This window comes from Streptomyces sp. GESEQ-4 (assembly GCF_017948455.1).
Classification (GTDB): Bacteria; Actinomycetota; Actinomycetes; order Streptomycetales; family Streptomycetaceae; genus Streptomyces.
The window spans coordinates 242,236-257,852 of record NZ_JAFFSU010000003.1 but is presented as its reverse complement, the minus strand read 5'-3'; the positions used below and the strand labels follow the sequence as shown (position 1 = coordinate 257,852).

Genomic DNA, 15,617 nt, shown 5'->3' with positions numbered 1-15,617 from the left:
GCCCGATGGGGCAACGCCTGACCGGCTCCGGCCGGGCGGCGTCCCCCGCGCAGCGGACCGGGCTGCGGCAGACCGCCGGGCTGCTGCCCGCGGCCGGACGCGGTCCGGTGGCGTCGACGATCGCCTGCGACGTGCTGCTGGGCGTACTGCCCGTGGTGTTCGTGGTCAGCAGCAGTGTGATGGTGGGCCGGGTGCCCGGCGCGCTGGCGGCGGGCACCGGCTCGGCACGGTGGTCGGGAGTGCTGACGGCGTTCGTGGTGGCGTCCGCCGCGTTCACCGCGCAGCAGGTGCTCGCCCCGTTGCAGGGGGCGCTGGGTGAGCTCGTCGCAAGACGGGTGGACGGGGCGCTCTTCGACCGGCTCATCGCGGCCTCACTGCGCGGACCGGGCATCGGTCCGCTGGAGGATCCCCGGCTGCTGGAGCGGCTCAGCGAGGCGCGGCGGGAGCTGGAGACCGGCGTGGACAGCCCCGGGAAGGCGTGCGCCGGTCTGCTGCATCTGCTGGCGCGGTGGGTGCAGCTGGCGGGCTGCGTGGGGGTCATCGGGTTCTGCTTCTCCTGGCTTGCCGGGCTCGCGGTCTGCGTTGCCGTGCTGGCGATGCGCCGCTCGCTCCGCCGCGGCCTGCGGGGCCACATGGCGAGTTGGTCGTCACTCGTGGGGCGCCGGCGGGAAGAACGTTATCTGCGGGATCTGGCCACGCGCGCCGCGGCGGGCAAGGAGATCCGGGTCTTCGGGCTGGCCGGCTGGCTGCGCGACCGGCACCGGGTGGTGGCCCTGGAGTGGATGGCACCGGCCTGGGCGGAGCGCCGCCGGCTGCTGCTGTGGCCCCATCTGCGGTACACCGTCGTCGGCCTGGTGATCACGGCAGCGGTGCTGGCGGCGGTCGCGGCAGCCGGAGCGGGCGGGGCCACGCTCACCGGGCTGGCGCTGGCGACACAGGCCGTGCTGATCGGCGTCCGGCTCGGTGAGTTCTATCCGGAGTCCGACATGCAGACGATCCTCGGGATGAACGCCCATGACGCGCTGACCGCGTTCGAGGAGGGCGTGGCCCGTCACCCGGCACAGCCGGACACCCCGGAGACGCCGCGGACGCCGGCGCCCGCCCCCCGGCGGGAGATCGCCTTCTCCAAGGTCTCCTTCGGCTACCCCGGCCGGGAGCGGCGCGTCTTCGAGGGCCTCGACTTGAGGATCGAGGCCGGGAAGTGCACGGCGATCGTCGGCGCCAACGGTGCCGGGAAGACCACGCTGATCAAGCTGCTCACCCGGCTGTACGAGCCCGACGAGGGCCGGATCACCGTGGACGGCACGCCGCTCGGGCACTGTCCGGCAGAGCTCTGGCGGTCCCGGATCGCGGTCGTCTTCCAGGACTTCAACCGGTACGAGGCCGACGCCTTCGACAACGTGGGCTACGGCGCCGTCCACCGCAAGGACGCCGCCGGGGCGCGGAGGGAGGTCCGTACCGCGGCGGCCGAAGCGGGTGTGGCGGACGTACTGGAGGCGCTGCCCGGCGGCTTCGGCACCCCGCTGGCCGGGCATCTGACCGGCGGCACCGAGCTGTCCGGCGGGCAGTGGCAACGGTTGGCGCTGGCCCGGGCCCTGTTCCGGCTGCGGCACGGCGCCGGGGTCCTCGTCCTCGACGAGCCCACCGCCAGTCTGGACGTGCGCGCCGAAGCCAGGTTCTACCAGGAGTTCGTCCGCCCCGGGGTGACCACGGTGCTGATCTCCCACCGCTTCGCCACCGTGCGGCACGCCGACCACATCGTTGTCCTGTCGGGCGGCAGGGTGAGCGAGCAGGGCTCGCACGGCGAACTGATGCGCGCGGACGGCGAGTACGCGCGGCTGTTCCGGCTCCAGGCATACCGGTTCACCGAGGAGCGCCCCCCGTCGGCCCTGCCGGGAGCACGCTGATGAGCGGCGGTTTGTACCGGGCGTGCGCGGACCTGCTGAGGATGTGCTGGCGGCACAGCCGTGCCAGGACTCTGACGGCGCTCGGGCTGATGCTGGCCGGCGGCGTCGCGATGCCCCTGGCGGGGCTGGGGCTGCGCGGGCTGTTCGACGCGGCCCAGGAGGGCGCGGCGGGGCGGGCGACGGCGCTGGGGGTGCTGGTCGCCGTTCTGCTCATCGCCGCGCTCACCTGCGGACACTTCGCACACCTCGCGTACTTCGAGCTCGCCGAGCTGAACATGCTGCACTACAGCGACGAGCTGATCGTCCTCGCCAACGGAACCGCCGGCCTGGACAGCCACGAGACCCCGCGCCGCGCCGACCTGTTCGGGGTGCTGGAACGCGAGGTCGGGCAGACCCGCAACACGCTGCAGGCGCTGCTGTCCCTGGCCGGTCTCGGCTGCGGGCTGCTGCTCACGGTCGTCGTGCTGGCCCTGCTGCACCCGCTGCTGCTCCTGCTCCCGCTGGCCGCCGTACCGCCGCTGCTGGCGGGGCGGCGCGCCGAACGGCTCATGGACGACGCCAGGGGCAGGGCTGCCGAACCAACCCGGCGCGCCCTCAATCTGGTCCGCCTGGCGACCGACGCCTCCTCCGCCAAGGAACTCCTCGCCTACCGGCTGGACCAGGAGGTGCGCGGCAGCCACGCGGAACTGTGGGGGCGGGCCGACGGCATCCTGTGGCGGGCGGAGCGCCGGGCCGCCGCATGGCGGGGCCTTGGCCAGCTGGTGTTCGCCGCCTGCTATGTGGGGGCGGTGCTGCTGATGCTGCGGCAGGCGGTCGCCGGCCGGCAGTCGGTGGGCGATGTGGTGCTGGTTGTCCTACTCGCCGCGCAGGCCAACACGCAGGTGGCGCAGACCGTGGCGCTGGTGCCCGAACTGCAGCGGCTGACAGGGGTGGACCGGCGGATGCGGGAGCTGCGGCAGGCACCCGAACCGGAGCCGCCGCCCGCCGCGGCCCCGGCGGCGGTGCCGCGACGGCTGCGGCACGGCATCACGCTGAGCGGGCTGTCGTTCGCGTACCCGGGTGCCACGAGGCCGTCACTGCGGGACGCGGACCTGCACCTACCGGCCGGATCCGTGGTCGCGGTCGTCGGCGAGAACGGGGCGGGCAAGTCGACGCTCGTCAAGCTGCTGTGCGGGCTCTACCGGCCGACCGCCGGCAGCATCCTCGTGGACGGCGTCGATCTCCGGCGGATACCGCCCGAGGCGTGGCGGGCCCGCACGGCGGCCGCGTTCCAGGATTTCGTCCGGTACGAGTTCACGGTCCGGCAGGCCGTCGGCGTGGGCGATCTGCATCGCGCCGGCTCCGAGAAGGCCGTGCGGACGGCTCTGGCACGCGCGCGGGCGGCCGGTGTGCTCGACGCGTTGCCGGAGGGTCTGGCCACCCGGCTCGGCAGGAGTTACACCGACGGGGCGGAACTCTCCGGCGGCCAGTGGCAGAAACTGGCGCTCGGGCGCGCGTTCATGCGGGACCGGCCGCTTCTGCTGGTTCTGGACGAACCGGCCGCCGCCCTCGACGCCGAGGCGGAACACGCCCTTTTCCGGCGGTATGCCGCGCAGGCCGAAAGGTCAGCGGCCGACGGCGGGATCACGCTGCTGGTTTCCCACCGTTTCTCCACGGTGGGAATGGCCGACCTCATCGTCGTGGTCGAGGGCGGCCGGATAGCGGAAGCCGGGGACCACGCCGCACTGCTGCGACGCGGCGGTCTCTACGCGGAGCTGTACACGCTTCAGGCCCGCGGCTACCGATGAATGTGGCCGAACGGGAACCTGGTGTGTCCGGGAAAAACATGATGTGATGTCCGGGTGTCTGACGAAGAGATACTCATCAAGCGTCTCCAGGAAGCGGGATACGCAGCCAGAGAGGTGGAGAAAGCCACCGGTGGAGTGGTCGCAATTGCTGGTCTGGTAACCCTCCAGGACGATTCCCAGATATTCGCGAAAACGCTTCTCGGGCCGGACCGGGACATTTTCCCCGTCGAATCCGCCGGCCTGACGGAGCTCCGCGAAACCGGCGGGGCGATCACGCCGGAGGTGCTGTGCGCCTCGCCCCGGCTGCTCGTGCTGGAGAAGATGCAGCCACGCCGTGACGACGAGCGCTTCTGGGAACGGCTCGCCCACACGATCGCCGCCCTGCACACCTCCACGACCGCCGAGCGGTTCGGCTGGCACCGTCCGGGCTGGCTGGGCCGGCTGCGCCAGGACAACACGTGGGACAGCGACGGTCACGCGTTCCTCGCGGAGCGGCGCATCCTGCGCTGGCTGTCGGAACCTCTGGTCGAGGCGGCCTTCGACGCCACGGAGCGGCAGGCCCTGGAACGGCTCTGCGCCACCCTTCCCGAACTCGTGCCGGACCGGCCCCCGTGCCTGACCCACGGCGATCTGTGGCAGGAGAACATCGTCGCCACCGCCGACGGCGCGCCCGTGCTCATCGACCCCGCCGTGTCCTACAACTGGCCGGAAATCGACCTCAGCATGCTGTGGTGCTCCCCGCGCCCGCCCGCCTCGGACCGCTTCTTCGCCGTGTACGAGGAGATCACCGGGATCGACGGCGACTGGCGGGACCGGATGGACCTGTTCCATCTCCGGGAACTCCTGAGCGTCATCGCCCATGACGACGACGACTGGGGGGCCGCGGAAGCCGTACGGAAGATCATCGCCCCGTTCCGGCGGGACGGTGGCCGGGCGACGGTGTGACCGGCGTGCCGCCGCCGGACTCCGTGCCGAGGGAAGCCCGGCGGCACCGGGTCGCTGCCCTATTCCAGGGCCCCGGCGATACGCCGTTTCTCCCGGCGGGCGGCGTCGTACGCGCGGAAACGGCGGCGCAGCGCGGGCCCCGTACCCTCCCAGCCGGGGTAGTCCGCGTAGTCGAGGGAACAGCGCGCGAAGCGGAAACCGGGGTCGCCCACGTCGATCCTGCCGCCGTTCTTCTCGAGATGGTCGAGGAACCGCTGCGACTCCCCGACGATCGACCGGTGCAGCAGGCGCCACTCCCCCGACAAGTAGGCCGCCACCCGCCTGGTCAGGCGGGGCCGTGCGGAGGCGGTCCACTTGAAGTGGTGAACCTGGGCGTAGATCTCCTCGGCGGGAACACCCCTGCCCGTCCAGGCGCAGTGCTGGCCCAGATCGAGTTCCACGGTGCCCCGGGCGAGCGTCACCTTGGTCGGCCTGCCGTCCAGCAGCCCGACGGTGAGCTGGCCGGCCAGCGGATACTGGCGCCACAGCGGCTCCCGGCCGTACGGCAGCGGCCCGGCGAGCCGGCCGTCGGCGCTGACCCGGTCGAGAAAGGCGCCTTCCACGAAGTCGAATCCGTGCTCCTCGCAGTAGGCGGCGACCTCGGCGAGCGATCTGTCGTAGACATGGAATTCGTCGAGGTCGGCGACGATCCACCAGTCGTCCGGCCAGGCGCTCATCTGTTTCCGGATGAGCGCGGCGTTGAGATCCTCGTGCCACGGGGCCACGCAGACATCGGCGAAGCAGTACCCGGCCTCCCGCATCACTTCCACGGAAGGATCCAGCGTCGGGTCCGCACGGCTTTCGACGTGGCGTATCACATGGAAGCTTTCGACTCCCAGCTCCCGGTAATGGCCCAATGAATAAGGCAGCAAAGACATGTCGCCACCCACAACGGAAACGAAGCGTAAAGTCACACCCATTACTTTCCGGGCGGTCCGGGCATTCTGTCAAGGTGGTGCCGTACGCCGCGACGGCCCGTGCGGTGAGGAGATGCATGAGCTCGAATACCAGAATGGGATGGTTTCTGGCGCACGAGGAATGGCAGCCCGAAGCGCTGATACAGCAGGGAATACTCGCCGAATCGGCCGGCTTCGACGCACTCCTGGTGTCCGATCATCTCCAGCCCTGGACGGACTCCGGCGGAGCGGCTGGGTTCAGCTGGGTCACCCTGGGCGCGCTGGCCGCGTCCACGCGGACGGCGACGCTGATGACGGCGGCCGTGTGCCCGCTGTTCCGGATGCATCCGGTGCTCACGGCGCAGGCGGCGGCGACGGTCGGGCGGATCTGCGGCGGCCGGTTCGAGCTGGGCGTCGGTATGGGACAAGCCGTCAACGAGCAGCCGCTGAGGGGGCCCCTGCCGCCGTATCGCGAGCGGCTCGCGCGGACCGAGGAGGCCCTGCGGCTGATGGATTCGCTGCTGGCGGGCGACGAGGTGAGCTCCGACGGGCCGTACTACACCGTGTCGCCGATGAGGCTGCACAGTCCGCCCCCCGGGCCGGTCCCCGTGCTGCTGGCCGCGTCGGGGCCGAGGTCGGCCGAGGCCGCCGGGCGGCTGGCGGACGGCGTGATCTCGTCGGTGAAGGACGTCGGCCATACGCGGCGGACTGTGGTCGACGTGGCGCGGAAGGCCGCCGCGGCGGTCGGCCGCCGGCCGCCGCGGACCGTCCTCACCTGCTTCCTCGTCTTCGCCCGCAACGACGCGGAGGCATGGGAGGCCCTGCGGCCCTGGCGCGGTATGCGCACCCCGCGCCGGCTCCGGGAGGGCAGCCCGCGCCGGCTGCGCGAGGACGCCGACGCGATGGGCCGCGAGGCCGTCCTCCAGCGGTTCCCCCGCTACGACGACGTCTCCCGGGTGGTGGAGCTGTGCCGGGGCATCATCGACGGGATCGCCCCCGACGTACTGGCCCTGCAGGTGGCGGCCGTCGACGGCGCCGAAGCGCTGAGGCGGCTGAGCGAGGTGCCCGCCCGGCTGCGGGGCTGAGGCACCTACCGGTCGAGGGCTGCGAGCAGAGCCTCCTCTGTCTGTTCGGCCATCCGCTGGAGCGTGAAGTGCGTCAGCACCTGCTCGCGGGCCAGCTCGCCGGTGCGGCCGCGCAGCGACTCGTCGGAGAGCAGCTCGACGAGGGCCTCGGCGAGGTGGGCGGGATCCGGGGACGGCACGAGGAAGGCCGACCGCCGGTCCCGTACCAGTTCGCCGATGCCCGGGAAGTCACAGGTGACCAGCGGCCGTCCGGAGCTCATGGCCTCGAGCATGGCCAGGCTCAGCCCTTCCCCGGTGCTGGGCTGGGCGACGACGTCGGCCAGGGCCAGCACGTCCGGCATCCGGTGGTACGTCACGTCGCTGTCGATGCGCACCACCTCACCGAGCCCGAGCCGGTCGATCTCCTCCCGCAGCTTTCCCGGATAGTCGCCCGAGGAGGAACTGACGGCGCCCGCGATCAGCAGCCGGGTGCGGGACAGCCGGGCGTGCACCGGCGAGAAGGCCCGGACGAGCTCCAGGATTCCCTTGCGCGGCTTGAGCTGTGCGGCGCAGACGACGACGAGGTCGTCCGGGCCGTAACCGTAGTGCCGGCGGATCTGGCCCGTGTCCCGGTCGGGGCGGAATCTGTCCGTGTCCACCCCATGCGGTATCAGCCGGGTGACAGCGGCCGATCCGTGCCGGCGGGCGCGGTCGGCGTAGTTCTCCGCGCAGGCCAGCACGAGCGAGGGGCGAAGTATCTCGTGGACGACCCGCAGCCGGGCGCTGCCCAGGGGCTGCGCCTCCGGCTCGTGCTCATGGAAGGTCGCCACCCAGGGTATGTCCCGGTCCACCGCGATCCACTTGCCGGCCAGGGCGGCGTCGAGCGTGTTGGTGAAGACCAGATCCGGCCGCAACTCCTCGGCGCAGGCGGCCAGTTCCGGTGCCAGCGAGAAGGCCATCTGCTCCCACAGCACCTTGCTGGGGTCCGCGAGCAGTTCCCGGTACGCGGTGAGCCGGCGGACCGTCACCCCCCGCGGATCCCCCTCGACTGCCCGCCCGGCCGGGTCCTCCCGCGGCGCGTCGGTCACCAGCATGACGTCGTGACCGCGATCGGCGAGCCCCTCCGAGATCACGTGCGCATAGGTCTCCGCACCCCCGATAGTGGGGTGGAAGCTGGAAGCGATCATCAACAGTCTCATGTCACTCCGTTATCGCCAGCAACATCCCGCACCGATCCATGCCCCTTCTCCCCCGGCCCTACGCCGAGTCACCGGGCCCTTCGATCAGCCGGTTCGCATATTCGGATCACCGCGTCCGGGCCCACGTGGTACTGATGTACGGGCCGCCGAACGGCGTGTTCCGCCATGTCCTTCCCGTCCGAAGGCGAGGTCACCACCGATGATCAGCGACGCGTCTCCCGCCGGCGGGCCAGCCGGCGCGACCCTCACCGAGTGCCAGGAGCTGACCGGTGCGTTCCGCCGGCGCGCGAACATGCCGATCACCGCGGACGTCGCCCTGCTCGACGCGTGCGCCGAGCTGGGAGAGTTGACCGGCGCGTATCTGAAGAACTGCGGTTACGCGCCCTCAGCCGCCGGCGCCCCGCCCTCGGACCAGGTGCGGTCGGAGTTCGGCGACGTCCTGTTCGCGCTGCTCGGCTTCGCGGACGCGGCCGGGCTGGACGCGGGCGCCGAGTTCGCCGCGACGCTCGACCGGTACGAGGCGCGGTTCGCCGGGAGGACGGCCGAGCGGCATGGGTGACTACCACGTCCATCTCCATCCGCACACGCCCCGTCCGGACAGTCCGCCGCCGGGGGTGTATCCGAAGGGGCACGTCGACGCGTACGTGGACCGGGCCCTGTCGCGCGGCGCGACCGAAGTGGGCTTCACCGAGCACATGCACCGCTTCGTGGACCTGGAGCACGTCGCCGCCGGGTTCTGGAACACAGGCGAGTCGGCCGATCTCTCCGAACGGTCCCGCCGCTACTACTACGACGAGCTGAATCTCCGGCTGGACCGCTACACCGAAGCCGTCCTGGGCGCCCGGGACCGGGGGCTTCCGGTGCTGCTCGGGCTCGAGGTCGACTTCCTGCCCGGCCGGATGGAGAAGATCCTCGACATCCTTGCCTCGTACCCGTTCGACTATCTCATCGGGTCCGTGCACTGGATCGGCTCCTGGGCCGTGGACCACGACGGGATGACGGACGAGTTCGAGCGCCGCGGGGTGCGGCGTTCGTACGAGGACTACTTCCGGCTGGTCGCGGACCTCGCCGAGTCCGGCATCGTCCAGGTGCTGGCCCACCCCGATGTGGTGAAGAAGTTCGGTCACCGCTGCGAGGAGGAGCCCGTCGACCTGTACCGCCGCGTGGTCGACGCCGCGCGGCGTGGGGGCGTGGCGTTCGAGGTCTCCAGCGCGGGTCTGCGGTACGAGGCGATGGAGCCGTATCCGGCGCCGACCCTTTTGCGGATGTGCCACCAGAGCGGCGTGCCGATCACCTTGGCCAGCGACGCCCACTACCCGGACCAGGCCGCGGACCGGTTCCGCACTCTCGTCCGCTACGCCCGGGCCGCCGGATACCGCAGCCGACTGAGGTTCGGCACCGGGGGTGGGCGGGAGCTCGTGCCCCTGCCCGACCCGGACGACGACCGCGACTGGCCGCCGCCGGACGGTGCGTGAGCCGTCAGGCGGCCAGCCCTACGCGGACGGCGCCGCGCACCACCGGCGTCAGGACCGCGGCGGCCGTGGCGAACAGGGGGCGCGGTACGCGGTTGCGCAGCGCGCCCAGCGCCATGGTGCCCATCGCGCGGCGCCCCACCCGGGTCTCCATGCCTTCCGCCGCCGGGGATGCCCCGGCGGCGGCACAGACGCCGAGTCCGTACGCCGCGAGCCACAGCTCCGCCAGCAGATGTCCACCGATCAGCCGCCGAGCGCGCTCCGCATGGGGCTCCCGGCTCAGGGCGTCGTCGGCGAGCCTCAGGACGCGGTCCGGGTCGAAGCCGAGATCCGCGAGCGCCGCCAGGGCCGGCACCTTGCGCCAGCCCTCGTCCGCCGTCGGGTCGCGGAACCGGAAGTAGGCGCCCGGCTCGCCCCACCAAGCCAGCACGGGAACCGCGTCGACGCCCGTGACCGACCGCCGCAGGTCGACCCCGGACAGGGAGGTGGCTCCCGCGGTCCAGCAGGTGGCACAGCGCATGCCGTGACGACTGTTGCCGGTCAGGCTGGCGGCGTCCCGGTGCTCGACCGCGTTGGGCACGGCGACCTGCGGGGTCAGGCCGGCCGAACGCAGGTAGCGGCGCAGCGTGACGTCGTCGGGCTCCCCCCTGCCCAGCGCCTCCTCGAACCAGGCGCTGACGTCCTTCGCGAGGGCCACCGGCATCACGACGGCCTGCGTCGGCACGTAGTTGTCGACGACCTCGGCCCAGCCTGCCCCGCAGAGCGCCGCGACGCGCGCCACGGAGGCGGTCCAGGACCCCCACTCGACGAAGAGGGAGGACACACCGTCCGGGCGGTGCTCGATCAACTCGCCCACGACGTCGAGGAAGTTGCCGGTCAACCGGACATCGTCCTGCAGCACCAGATGATGGGTCGCCCAGGGCGCCGCCACGGCCCACGCCCTGCGGGCGGACCGCAGTGAGCCACGCTCACCCTGCGGACCGCTGTCGCAGACGACACGGATGTCGAGGTGCGGGTGAACGTCCCGCAGCCGCTCGGCCATGCCCCGCCGCCGCTCGTGGGTCATGACCGCGATGGATAACCGCCAGTTCCGCTCGGGCAACTGTCCAGCCTTTCGAGAGTGGACGACACCGGACGACCTCCTGATTATCGTGGTTCGGACCGTGCCGGTGAGGGCGTGGCTACGACAGCGCCTCGACCGAAACTGTCTGGCAGGTCACCGTGTCCGGACAGCGGCCGTCCTCAGGGAGCCTCTGGGAAAAGTGATGCGGGTGTGCTCACGTGAGTCGCGATGACACGACGTGGCGCACTTCCTGGTCCATCAGCACCAGCGCCACGTCCGCCGCGTGCAGCCGGTCGTTGCTGTAGTTCAGCGGAGCGGAACGCAGATCCCGCAGCGTACGTTCCAGCGCCAGGGGCGAGTCGCGCAGATAGCCGTGGAACATGCCCATGAGCTGGACCAGGTCGTCCACGGCGGCCGGGAGGTGAGGGCCACGGCGCACCGGTCCACGTGCGCCGTTCACCCACCGACCTGACGGAGCCAACCCTGCGGACCCTGCCGACCGCACCGGCCTTACGGGCGCTTCCGGCCTCACGCACCTGCCGAACCCACGGCCTGAGCCCTGCTCACTGCGGCACCGCGCGGGCGGCGAGCGCCACGCACAGGACCGCGACGAGCAGCGTCGCCAGGGCCGCGCGCAGACTCCACTTGCCGGCCGGCGCGCCGATCACAGGGGGCGCAAGGAGAAAGCCGGGCCACTGCCCGACGACCGCCACCGAGACTCCCTCCCCCCGCAGTCAGCCCGGGCTGGTTCCCTGCCACCGCGAAGGCCGTAGGGGTGACGCAGGCGATGCCCGGCCCCAGCAGCGCGAACCCGCCGAACGCTGTGGCCGGGTGCGGCCAGGCGACGACGGCCACCGCACCGAGCCCGGCCGCAAGTGAGCACAGGCGCAGCATCCTGCGCCGCCCGAGCCGTTCGGTCAGCCAGTCGCCCCGCAGCCGTATCACCGCCACGGCCACGGCGTATGTGGTGTACACGGCGGCCGCCGACGCGGAGGCGAGTCCCAGGGAGTCGGCGGCGTAGATGGCGCTCCACTGTGTCACCGCCCCCTCGATGAAGGATGCCTGGAAGGCGATGAAGGCAAGCAGCAGCAGGCGCGGGGTGACCCGTCGGCGGATGCGCGGCATCGGCCCTTCCGCGCCCCGGTCGCGAGGGGCCGGCCGCTGATCGGGCAACCAGCGGCCCGTCACCACCAGAGACGCGCCGAGCACCAGACTGGTCACGGCCATCTGCGTCGCGGGGGTGACGCCCAGCGCGGTGGCCAGGGTGCCCAGCAGCCCTCCGCACAGCACGGCGATGCTGAAACTGGCGTGGAAGCCGGACAGCAGGGGGCGGCCGTAGCTCCGTTCGACCTCAACCGCCTGGGCGTTCATGGGGACAGACAGCAGGCTCGCGGCGAACCCCCAGGTCGCCAGGCCCGCGATCAGCGCCACCGGAGTGGAAGCCGACGCCATCAGAGGGGCGTTGACCAGCAGGAGGGCGGCCCCCGCCCAGCTCATCCGGCGGATACCCGTCTGCCCGATCAGTACGGTGACCAGGGCCAGGGCGACCAGATCACCCGCCCGTGGAAGCGGTGTTGGCCAGCCCCCAGGCGGCCTCCCCCATGCCGACGGCATGCCGGACCTCGGGGACGCGCGCCGACCACCCTCCGACGGCCGATCCCGTGATCATGAAAACCAGGCAGACCGAGGCCCGGGCCCGCACGGCCTCGCGGGAGGGGGCCGGTGCACGACACCGCGCGGAGTTGGCACTGGTTTCGTTCACGTGGCTCAGCTCCTCTGGACGACGGGCCCCAGGGCCGGGACGGACCGACTCACACAAGCAGGGCTGTGTCCGCGGCCTCGCGGACCGGGACCGCCGCCGTCTCCCGCCGCCGCAGGGCAAGGCCGTAGGCGCGGAGCAGCTCCGGGATCCGGTGGATCCGTCCGAGGCCGGGGGTGTCCGCGGGAACGAGGAAGTGGTGGTGGACCAGCTCCTCCAGGACACGATCGGCGGTCCTCTCCGGAATACCCAGCTCCGTCCTGAGTGTGCTGGACGAAAAGCGGGAGGTGCCGGACGAGGCGAGCCGTTCGAAGGCTGACCGGGCCACCGGATCGAGTGTGCGGTAACTCTCTGTGAGCCGGGTGCGGACGGACAGGTCGCCGACGACGAGCTCGTCCAGCCGTCGGCTGTGGTCCGCCAGGCGGTGCGCCATCGCTGACAACGATGCTGGCGTCCCCGCGGTCAGCCGGGCGCCGATGATGCGTAGGGCAAGCGGCAGCCGGTCGCATGCCTCGACGACTCTGACCGCCTCCTCGGGTTCGGCGTCGACCTGTCCCCGACCGGCCAGCGCCGCGAGGAGCTGGAGGGACTCGGTGTCGCTGAGCGGAGGCAGGGCGAACCGCTCGTGGACGTCGAGCTCCACGAGCGGTGGCCGACTCGTGATGAGGGCGATGCTGCGTCCGGCACCCGGAAGAAAGGGACGGATCTGCACCGCGTCGACCACGTCGTCCAGCACGATGAGCATGGCGCGCTCGGCGACCATCGCCCGGTACACCGCTGCCTGCTGGTACTCGTCGACCGGGATCGCCGACTGCGGCATCCCGAGGGCGGCGAGGAGTCCCAGCATGACCTCGCTGGTGGCGCGGGGAGCGCCGCTGGGGCTGCGGAACGACACGAAGAGCTGGCCGTCGGGGAACAGGTGACGCATCTGGTAGGCGGCGTTCACCACGGTGGCTGTCTTGCCGACCCCGGCGGGACCGAAGACGGAGACAACGGTGGCGTTGGCCCGCTCGGCGACCGCGTGGCTCTGGGACGCCGCGATCCTGCGCAGTTCCCCGAGAACGTTCTCGCGGCCGACGAAGCCGGGGGGCCGGGTGGGCAGGTCGCAGGGGCCGGGAGCCATGGCGCGGGCCGGTGCCGCGCCCGGGGCGGGAGCGTACAGAGGCAGCGGGCCGGCCGAGCCGTTGAGGATGGCCGAGTGCACACTGCGCAACTCGCCGCCAGGTTCCACAGCCAGCTCCTCCAGCAGACGGCGACGGGCCTGCTGGTAGACCTCCAGAGCCTCGGCCGCGCGCCCGGCGCCGCTGAGCGCCATCATCAGGCGACCCCAGGTTCGTTCGCACAGCGGCCGCTCGACGAGTATCTCCCGCAGCCGAGGGATGACCTGCTCATGGCGGCCCAGGGCGAGTTGCGCGTCGACCAGGGCGGAGGCCGCAGACCACCGTTCCTCCTCCAGGACGGTCAGCTTCGCCATGAGGGCCTGCCCCACGTCCAGTCCCTCCGCGGGACTTCCCCGCCACATGCGCAGGGCCCGGCCGAAGCACTCGGCCGCGCCGTCGTGATCGGCGTTGCGGACCGCTCGTTCGCCCGCGCCGACGAGCGCCCGGAAGTTCAGCACATCCAGTTCGCCGGGCCGGACCTGTAATCGGTAGCCGCCCGGATGGCTGGTCAGACGCTGTGCGCCGTCGTCCAGTCGGTGCAGTTGGCGACGTAACTCGTGCACATAGGTGCGAATGTTGGCCACCGCCGAGTTGGGCGGCTCGCCCGGCCAGATCGCGCCGGTGATCGTGTCGAGGGGAACAGTGCGGCCGTGGTGTAGCAGCAGGACAGCCAGGAGGGCCCGCGATCGTCTGCCGCCCAGTCGCAGCGAACGACCGGCGCTCTGAACGTCCAATGGGCCCAGCAGTCGGAAATCCACTCATTCTCCCTGTGTAGCCGTACAACCATCGGCGGAGCCGTGGCACCGGCCCGCGCACTGCGCGATGGGGTTGCCACGGGCAACCGCCAGGGACAGGTAGAGCAGGGGTACAGGTAGAGCAGGGGCACAGGTAGAGCAGGGGTACAGCTGCACCGGCTACCCAGCCTCACACGTGTCATGCCCGTGCATCGTGAAATCGCTCTCTCGGCGGGCTGTGACCTGGTGTTCGGCGGCGTGTACGGATCCCGTAGCCCGCCTATATCGGCTACGACCAGTGTTGCCACGGCCAGCCTTCACTCCGAACGGCGCGGATGGTGACTCATGAGCAACGGCTGCTTGACCTGCGATGCCACCTCACTCGAAACCGTTTTCTCCTTCCGGCCCACTCCGCCGGCGAACGCCCTGACCGGCTCCGCGCGGGACGCCCGCGAGTTGCAGCGATATCCACTCGATCTCGCGCGCTGCGCGGGATGCGGCCACGTGCAGCTCGCCGACGAGGTACCGCGTGCGGAGCTGTTCTCCGCGTACCGGTACGCGACGGGAGCGGTCCCCGCCCTCCTCGACCACTGCGCCGCACTCGCCGCAGACGTCGTCCGGCGCTGTCGTCTGGCACCCGGCGACCGCGTGGTCGAGATCGGCTCGAACGACGGTACGCTGCTGCGCTGCTTCCGGGACAGGGGAATGCGCGTGCTGGGCATCGATCCGGCCGCGGACCTCACCGAAGAGGCGTCCCGCCGGGGGCTGCCGAGCCTGACCGCCTTCTTCGACGCCTCCGTCGCCGAGAAGGTGCGGCAGGAACATGGCGGCGCGGACGTGGTCGTCGCCAATAACGTCCTCGCCCATGTCGACGACGTCCGCGGGGTGCTGGACGGAATCCGCATCCTTTTGGAGCCCGGCGGTCACGCCGTGGTCGAGGTGGCGCACGTGCTGCCGATGGCCGGCCAGGGCGCGTTCGAGTTCGTCTACCACGAGCACCTGTCCTACTTCTCCCTGCACGCGCTGTCCCGGGTGGCCGAGGAGCACGGACTGACGGTCGTGGACGTGCAGCGGATCCCCACACAGGGCGGGTCGCTGCGCTGCTGGCTGCGCCGCAGCGACGGGCAGCCGCGTCCCGCCCGGACGGCCGCCGTGGAACACCTGCTGACCGAGGAGGCGTCGGCCGGTGTACCGGACGGCAGCTTCCTGGCCGACTTCCCCTCGCGGGTTGAGAGGGTGGCGAGCCGTCTGAACGACGTCATCGGCGGACTCACCCGCCTCGGCCGCCGGGTCTGCGGGTATGGCGCCTCGGCGCGCGCCGTGACCCTGCTGGCGCAGTCGGGGGCCGGCGAGCACATCCCATGGATCGTGGACGACAACGCGCGCAAGGTCGGTCTCTACACGCCGGGGGACGGCATCGAGGTCCGTGACACCGCCCGGCTGCGGGAGGAGGACGTCGACTACTGCGTGCTCTTCGCCTGGAACTACGCCTCCGACATCCGGCGCCGGCAAGCCCGGTTCGGCGGGGCCTTCGTCGCGCCCCTGCCCGAGCTGACCATCACGTGACACCCCCAAAGGAAGGACCACGGAAG

The 15,617-nt window shown here is 71.7% G+C and carries 14 protein-coding genes; 7 read left to right on the top strand and 7 right to left on the bottom strand.

Annotated elements, in window-relative coordinates:
• Window positions 1–5 precede the first annotated feature (5 nt).
• Genes KCH48_RS09365 through KCH48_RS09355 form a run of 3 tightly spaced genes read left to right on the top strand, consistent with a single transcriptional unit; the run spans window position 6 to window position 4,639 of the window.
• On the top strand, window positions 6–1,907 hold the full coding sequence (locus KCH48_RS09365) for an ABC transporter ATP-binding protein (RefSeq protein ID WP_210571951.1): 1,902 nt from the start codon (window positions 6–8) through the stop codon (window positions 1,905–1,907).
• Window positions 1,907–3,694 (top strand): ABC transporter ATP-binding protein, encoded by a 1,788-nt coding sequence (locus KCH48_RS09360; protein WP_210571950.1) that lies wholly within the window; start codon window positions 1,907–1,909, stop codon window positions 3,692–3,694. Before KCH48_RS09365 ends, KCH48_RS09360 begins: the two co-directional genes overlap by 1 nt.
• A gap of 54 nt (window positions 3,695–3,748) precedes the next feature.
• The gene (locus KCH48_RS09355) at window positions 3,749–4,639 is read left to right on the top strand and encodes a fructosamine kinase family protein (RefSeq protein WP_307840845.1); all 891 of its coding nucleotides are present in this window, start codon (window positions 3,749–3,751) and stop codon (window positions 4,637–4,639) included.
• A gap of 59 nt (window positions 4,640–4,698) precedes the next feature.
• On the opposite strand, the gene KCH48_RS09350 is transcribed toward KCH48_RS09355, so the two are convergent.
• Window positions 4,699–5,556: a glycosyltransferase family 2 protein gene (locus KCH48_RS09350; RefSeq protein ID WP_210571948.1), complete on the bottom strand. Its 858-nt coding sequence runs from the start codon at window positions 5,554–5,556 to the stop codon at window positions 4,699–4,701.
• A gap of 134 nt (window positions 5,557–5,690) precedes the next feature.
• On the opposite strand from KCH48_RS09350, the gene KCH48_RS09345 reads away from it, so the two are divergent.
• On the top strand, window positions 5,691–6,659 hold the full coding sequence (locus KCH48_RS09345; RefSeq protein ID WP_210571945.1) for an LLM class flavin-dependent oxidoreductase: 969 nt from the start codon (window positions 5,691–5,693) through the stop codon (window positions 6,657–6,659).
• A gap of 5 nt (window positions 6,660–6,664) precedes the next feature.
• On the opposite strand, the gene KCH48_RS09340 is transcribed toward KCH48_RS09345, so the two are convergent.
• Window positions 6,665–7,837 (bottom strand): glycosyltransferase family 4 protein, encoded by a 1,173-nt coding sequence (locus KCH48_RS09340; RefSeq protein WP_210571943.1) that lies wholly within the window; start codon window positions 7,835–7,837, stop codon window positions 6,665–6,667.
• 199 nt (window positions 7,838–8,036) lie between these two features.
• On the opposite strand from KCH48_RS09340, the gene KCH48_RS09335 reads away from it, so the two are divergent.
• Together KCH48_RS09335 and KCH48_RS09330 are read left to right on the top strand one after the other, a co-directional pair.
• On the top strand, window positions 8,037–8,396 hold the full coding sequence (locus KCH48_RS09335) for a hypothetical protein (protein WP_210571941.1): 360 nt from the start codon (window positions 8,037–8,039) through the stop codon (window positions 8,394–8,396).
• Window positions 8,389–9,312, top strand: a complete 924-nt coding sequence (locus KCH48_RS09330) for a histidinol-phosphatase (RefSeq protein WP_210571939.1) — start codon at window positions 8,389–8,391, stop codon at window positions 9,310–9,312. Before KCH48_RS09335 ends, KCH48_RS09330 begins: the two co-directional genes overlap by 8 nt.
• Window positions 9,313–9,316: 4 nt before the next feature.
• Here the strand turns inward: KCH48_RS09330 and KCH48_RS09325 are convergent, their stop codons facing one another.
• From KCH48_RS09325 to KCH48_RS09305, 5 genes are all read right to left on the bottom strand, one after another.
• Window positions 9,317–10,375: a hypothetical protein gene (locus KCH48_RS09325; protein WP_210571937.1), complete on the bottom strand. Its 1,059-nt coding sequence runs from the start codon at window positions 10,373–10,375 to the stop codon at window positions 9,317–9,319.
• 211 nt (window positions 10,376–10,586) lie between these two features.
• The gene (locus KCH48_RS09320; protein ID WP_307840844.1) at window positions 10,587–10,832 is read right to left on the bottom strand and encodes a hypothetical protein; all 246 of its coding nucleotides are present in this window, start codon (window positions 10,830–10,832) and stop codon (window positions 10,587–10,589) included.
• A 68-nt stretch (window positions 10,833–10,900) separates the two neighbouring features.
• Window positions 10,901–11,986 (bottom strand): MFS transporter, encoded by a 1,086-nt coding sequence (locus KCH48_RS09315; protein WP_210571930.1) that lies wholly within the window; start codon window positions 11,984–11,986, stop codon window positions 10,901–10,903.
• Window positions 11,925–12,134: a hypothetical protein gene (locus KCH48_RS09310; RefSeq protein ID WP_210571928.1), complete on the bottom strand. Its 210-nt coding sequence runs from the start codon at window positions 12,132–12,134 to the stop codon at window positions 11,925–11,927. Before KCH48_RS09310 ends, KCH48_RS09315 begins: the two co-directional genes overlap by 62 nt.
• Before the next feature lie 49 nt (window positions 12,135–12,183).
• A complete protein-coding gene (locus KCH48_RS09305; RefSeq protein ID WP_210571927.1) occupies window positions 12,184–14,049 on the bottom strand; it encodes an AfsR/SARP family transcriptional regulator in 1,866 nt (621 codons plus the stop codon).
• Between the two features lie 321 nt (window positions 14,050–14,370).
• Here KCH48_RS09305 and KCH48_RS09300 point away from each other — a divergent pair, with 321 nt between their 5' ends.
• Window positions 14,371–15,591, top strand: a complete 1,221-nt coding sequence (locus KCH48_RS09300; protein ID WP_210571926.1) for a class I SAM-dependent methyltransferase — start codon at window positions 14,371–14,373, stop codon at window positions 15,589–15,591.
• Window positions 15,592–15,617 lie beyond the last annotated feature (26 nt).

Bases quoted from the DNA above. Each gene is read 5' to 3' on its own strand.
- KCH48_RS09365 (WP_210571951.1), top strand. From the start codon at position 6: ATGGGGCAACGCCTGACCGGCTCCGGCCGGGCGGCGTCCCCCGCGCAG.
- KCH48_RS09360 (WP_210571950.1), top strand. From the start codon at position 1,907: ATGAGCGGCGGTTTGTACCGGGCGTGCGCGGACCTGCTGAGGATGTGC.
- KCH48_RS09350 (WP_210571948.1), bottom strand. From the start codon at position 5,556: ATGTCTTTGCTGCCTTATTCATTGGGCCATTACCGGGAGCTGGGAGTC.
- KCH48_RS09345 (WP_210571945.1), top strand. From the start codon at position 5,691: ATGGGATGGTTTCTGGCGCACGAGGAATGGCAGCCCGAAGCGCTGATA.
- KCH48_RS09340 (WP_210571943.1), bottom strand. From the start codon at position 7,837: ATGAGACTGTTGATGATCGCTTCCAGCTTCCACCCCACTATCGGGGGT.
- KCH48_RS09335 (WP_210571941.1), top strand. From the start codon at position 8,037: ATGATCAGCGACGCGTCTCCCGCCGGCGGGCCAGCCGGCGCGACCCTC.
- KCH48_RS09330 (WP_210571939.1), top strand. From the start codon at position 8,389: ATGGGTGACTACCACGTCCATCTCCATCCGCACACGCCCCGTCCGGAC.
- KCH48_RS09325 (WP_210571937.1), bottom strand. From the start codon at position 10,375: ATGACCCACGAGCGGCGGCGGGGCATGGCCGAGCGGCTGCGGGACGTT.
- KCH48_RS09315 (WP_210571930.1), bottom strand. From the start codon at position 11,986: ATGCCGTCGGCATGGGGGAGGCCGCCTGGGGGCTGGCCAACACCGCTT.
- KCH48_RS09300 (WP_210571926.1), top strand. From the start codon at position 14,371: ATGAGCAACGGCTGCTTGACCTGCGATGCCACCTCACTCGAAACCGTT.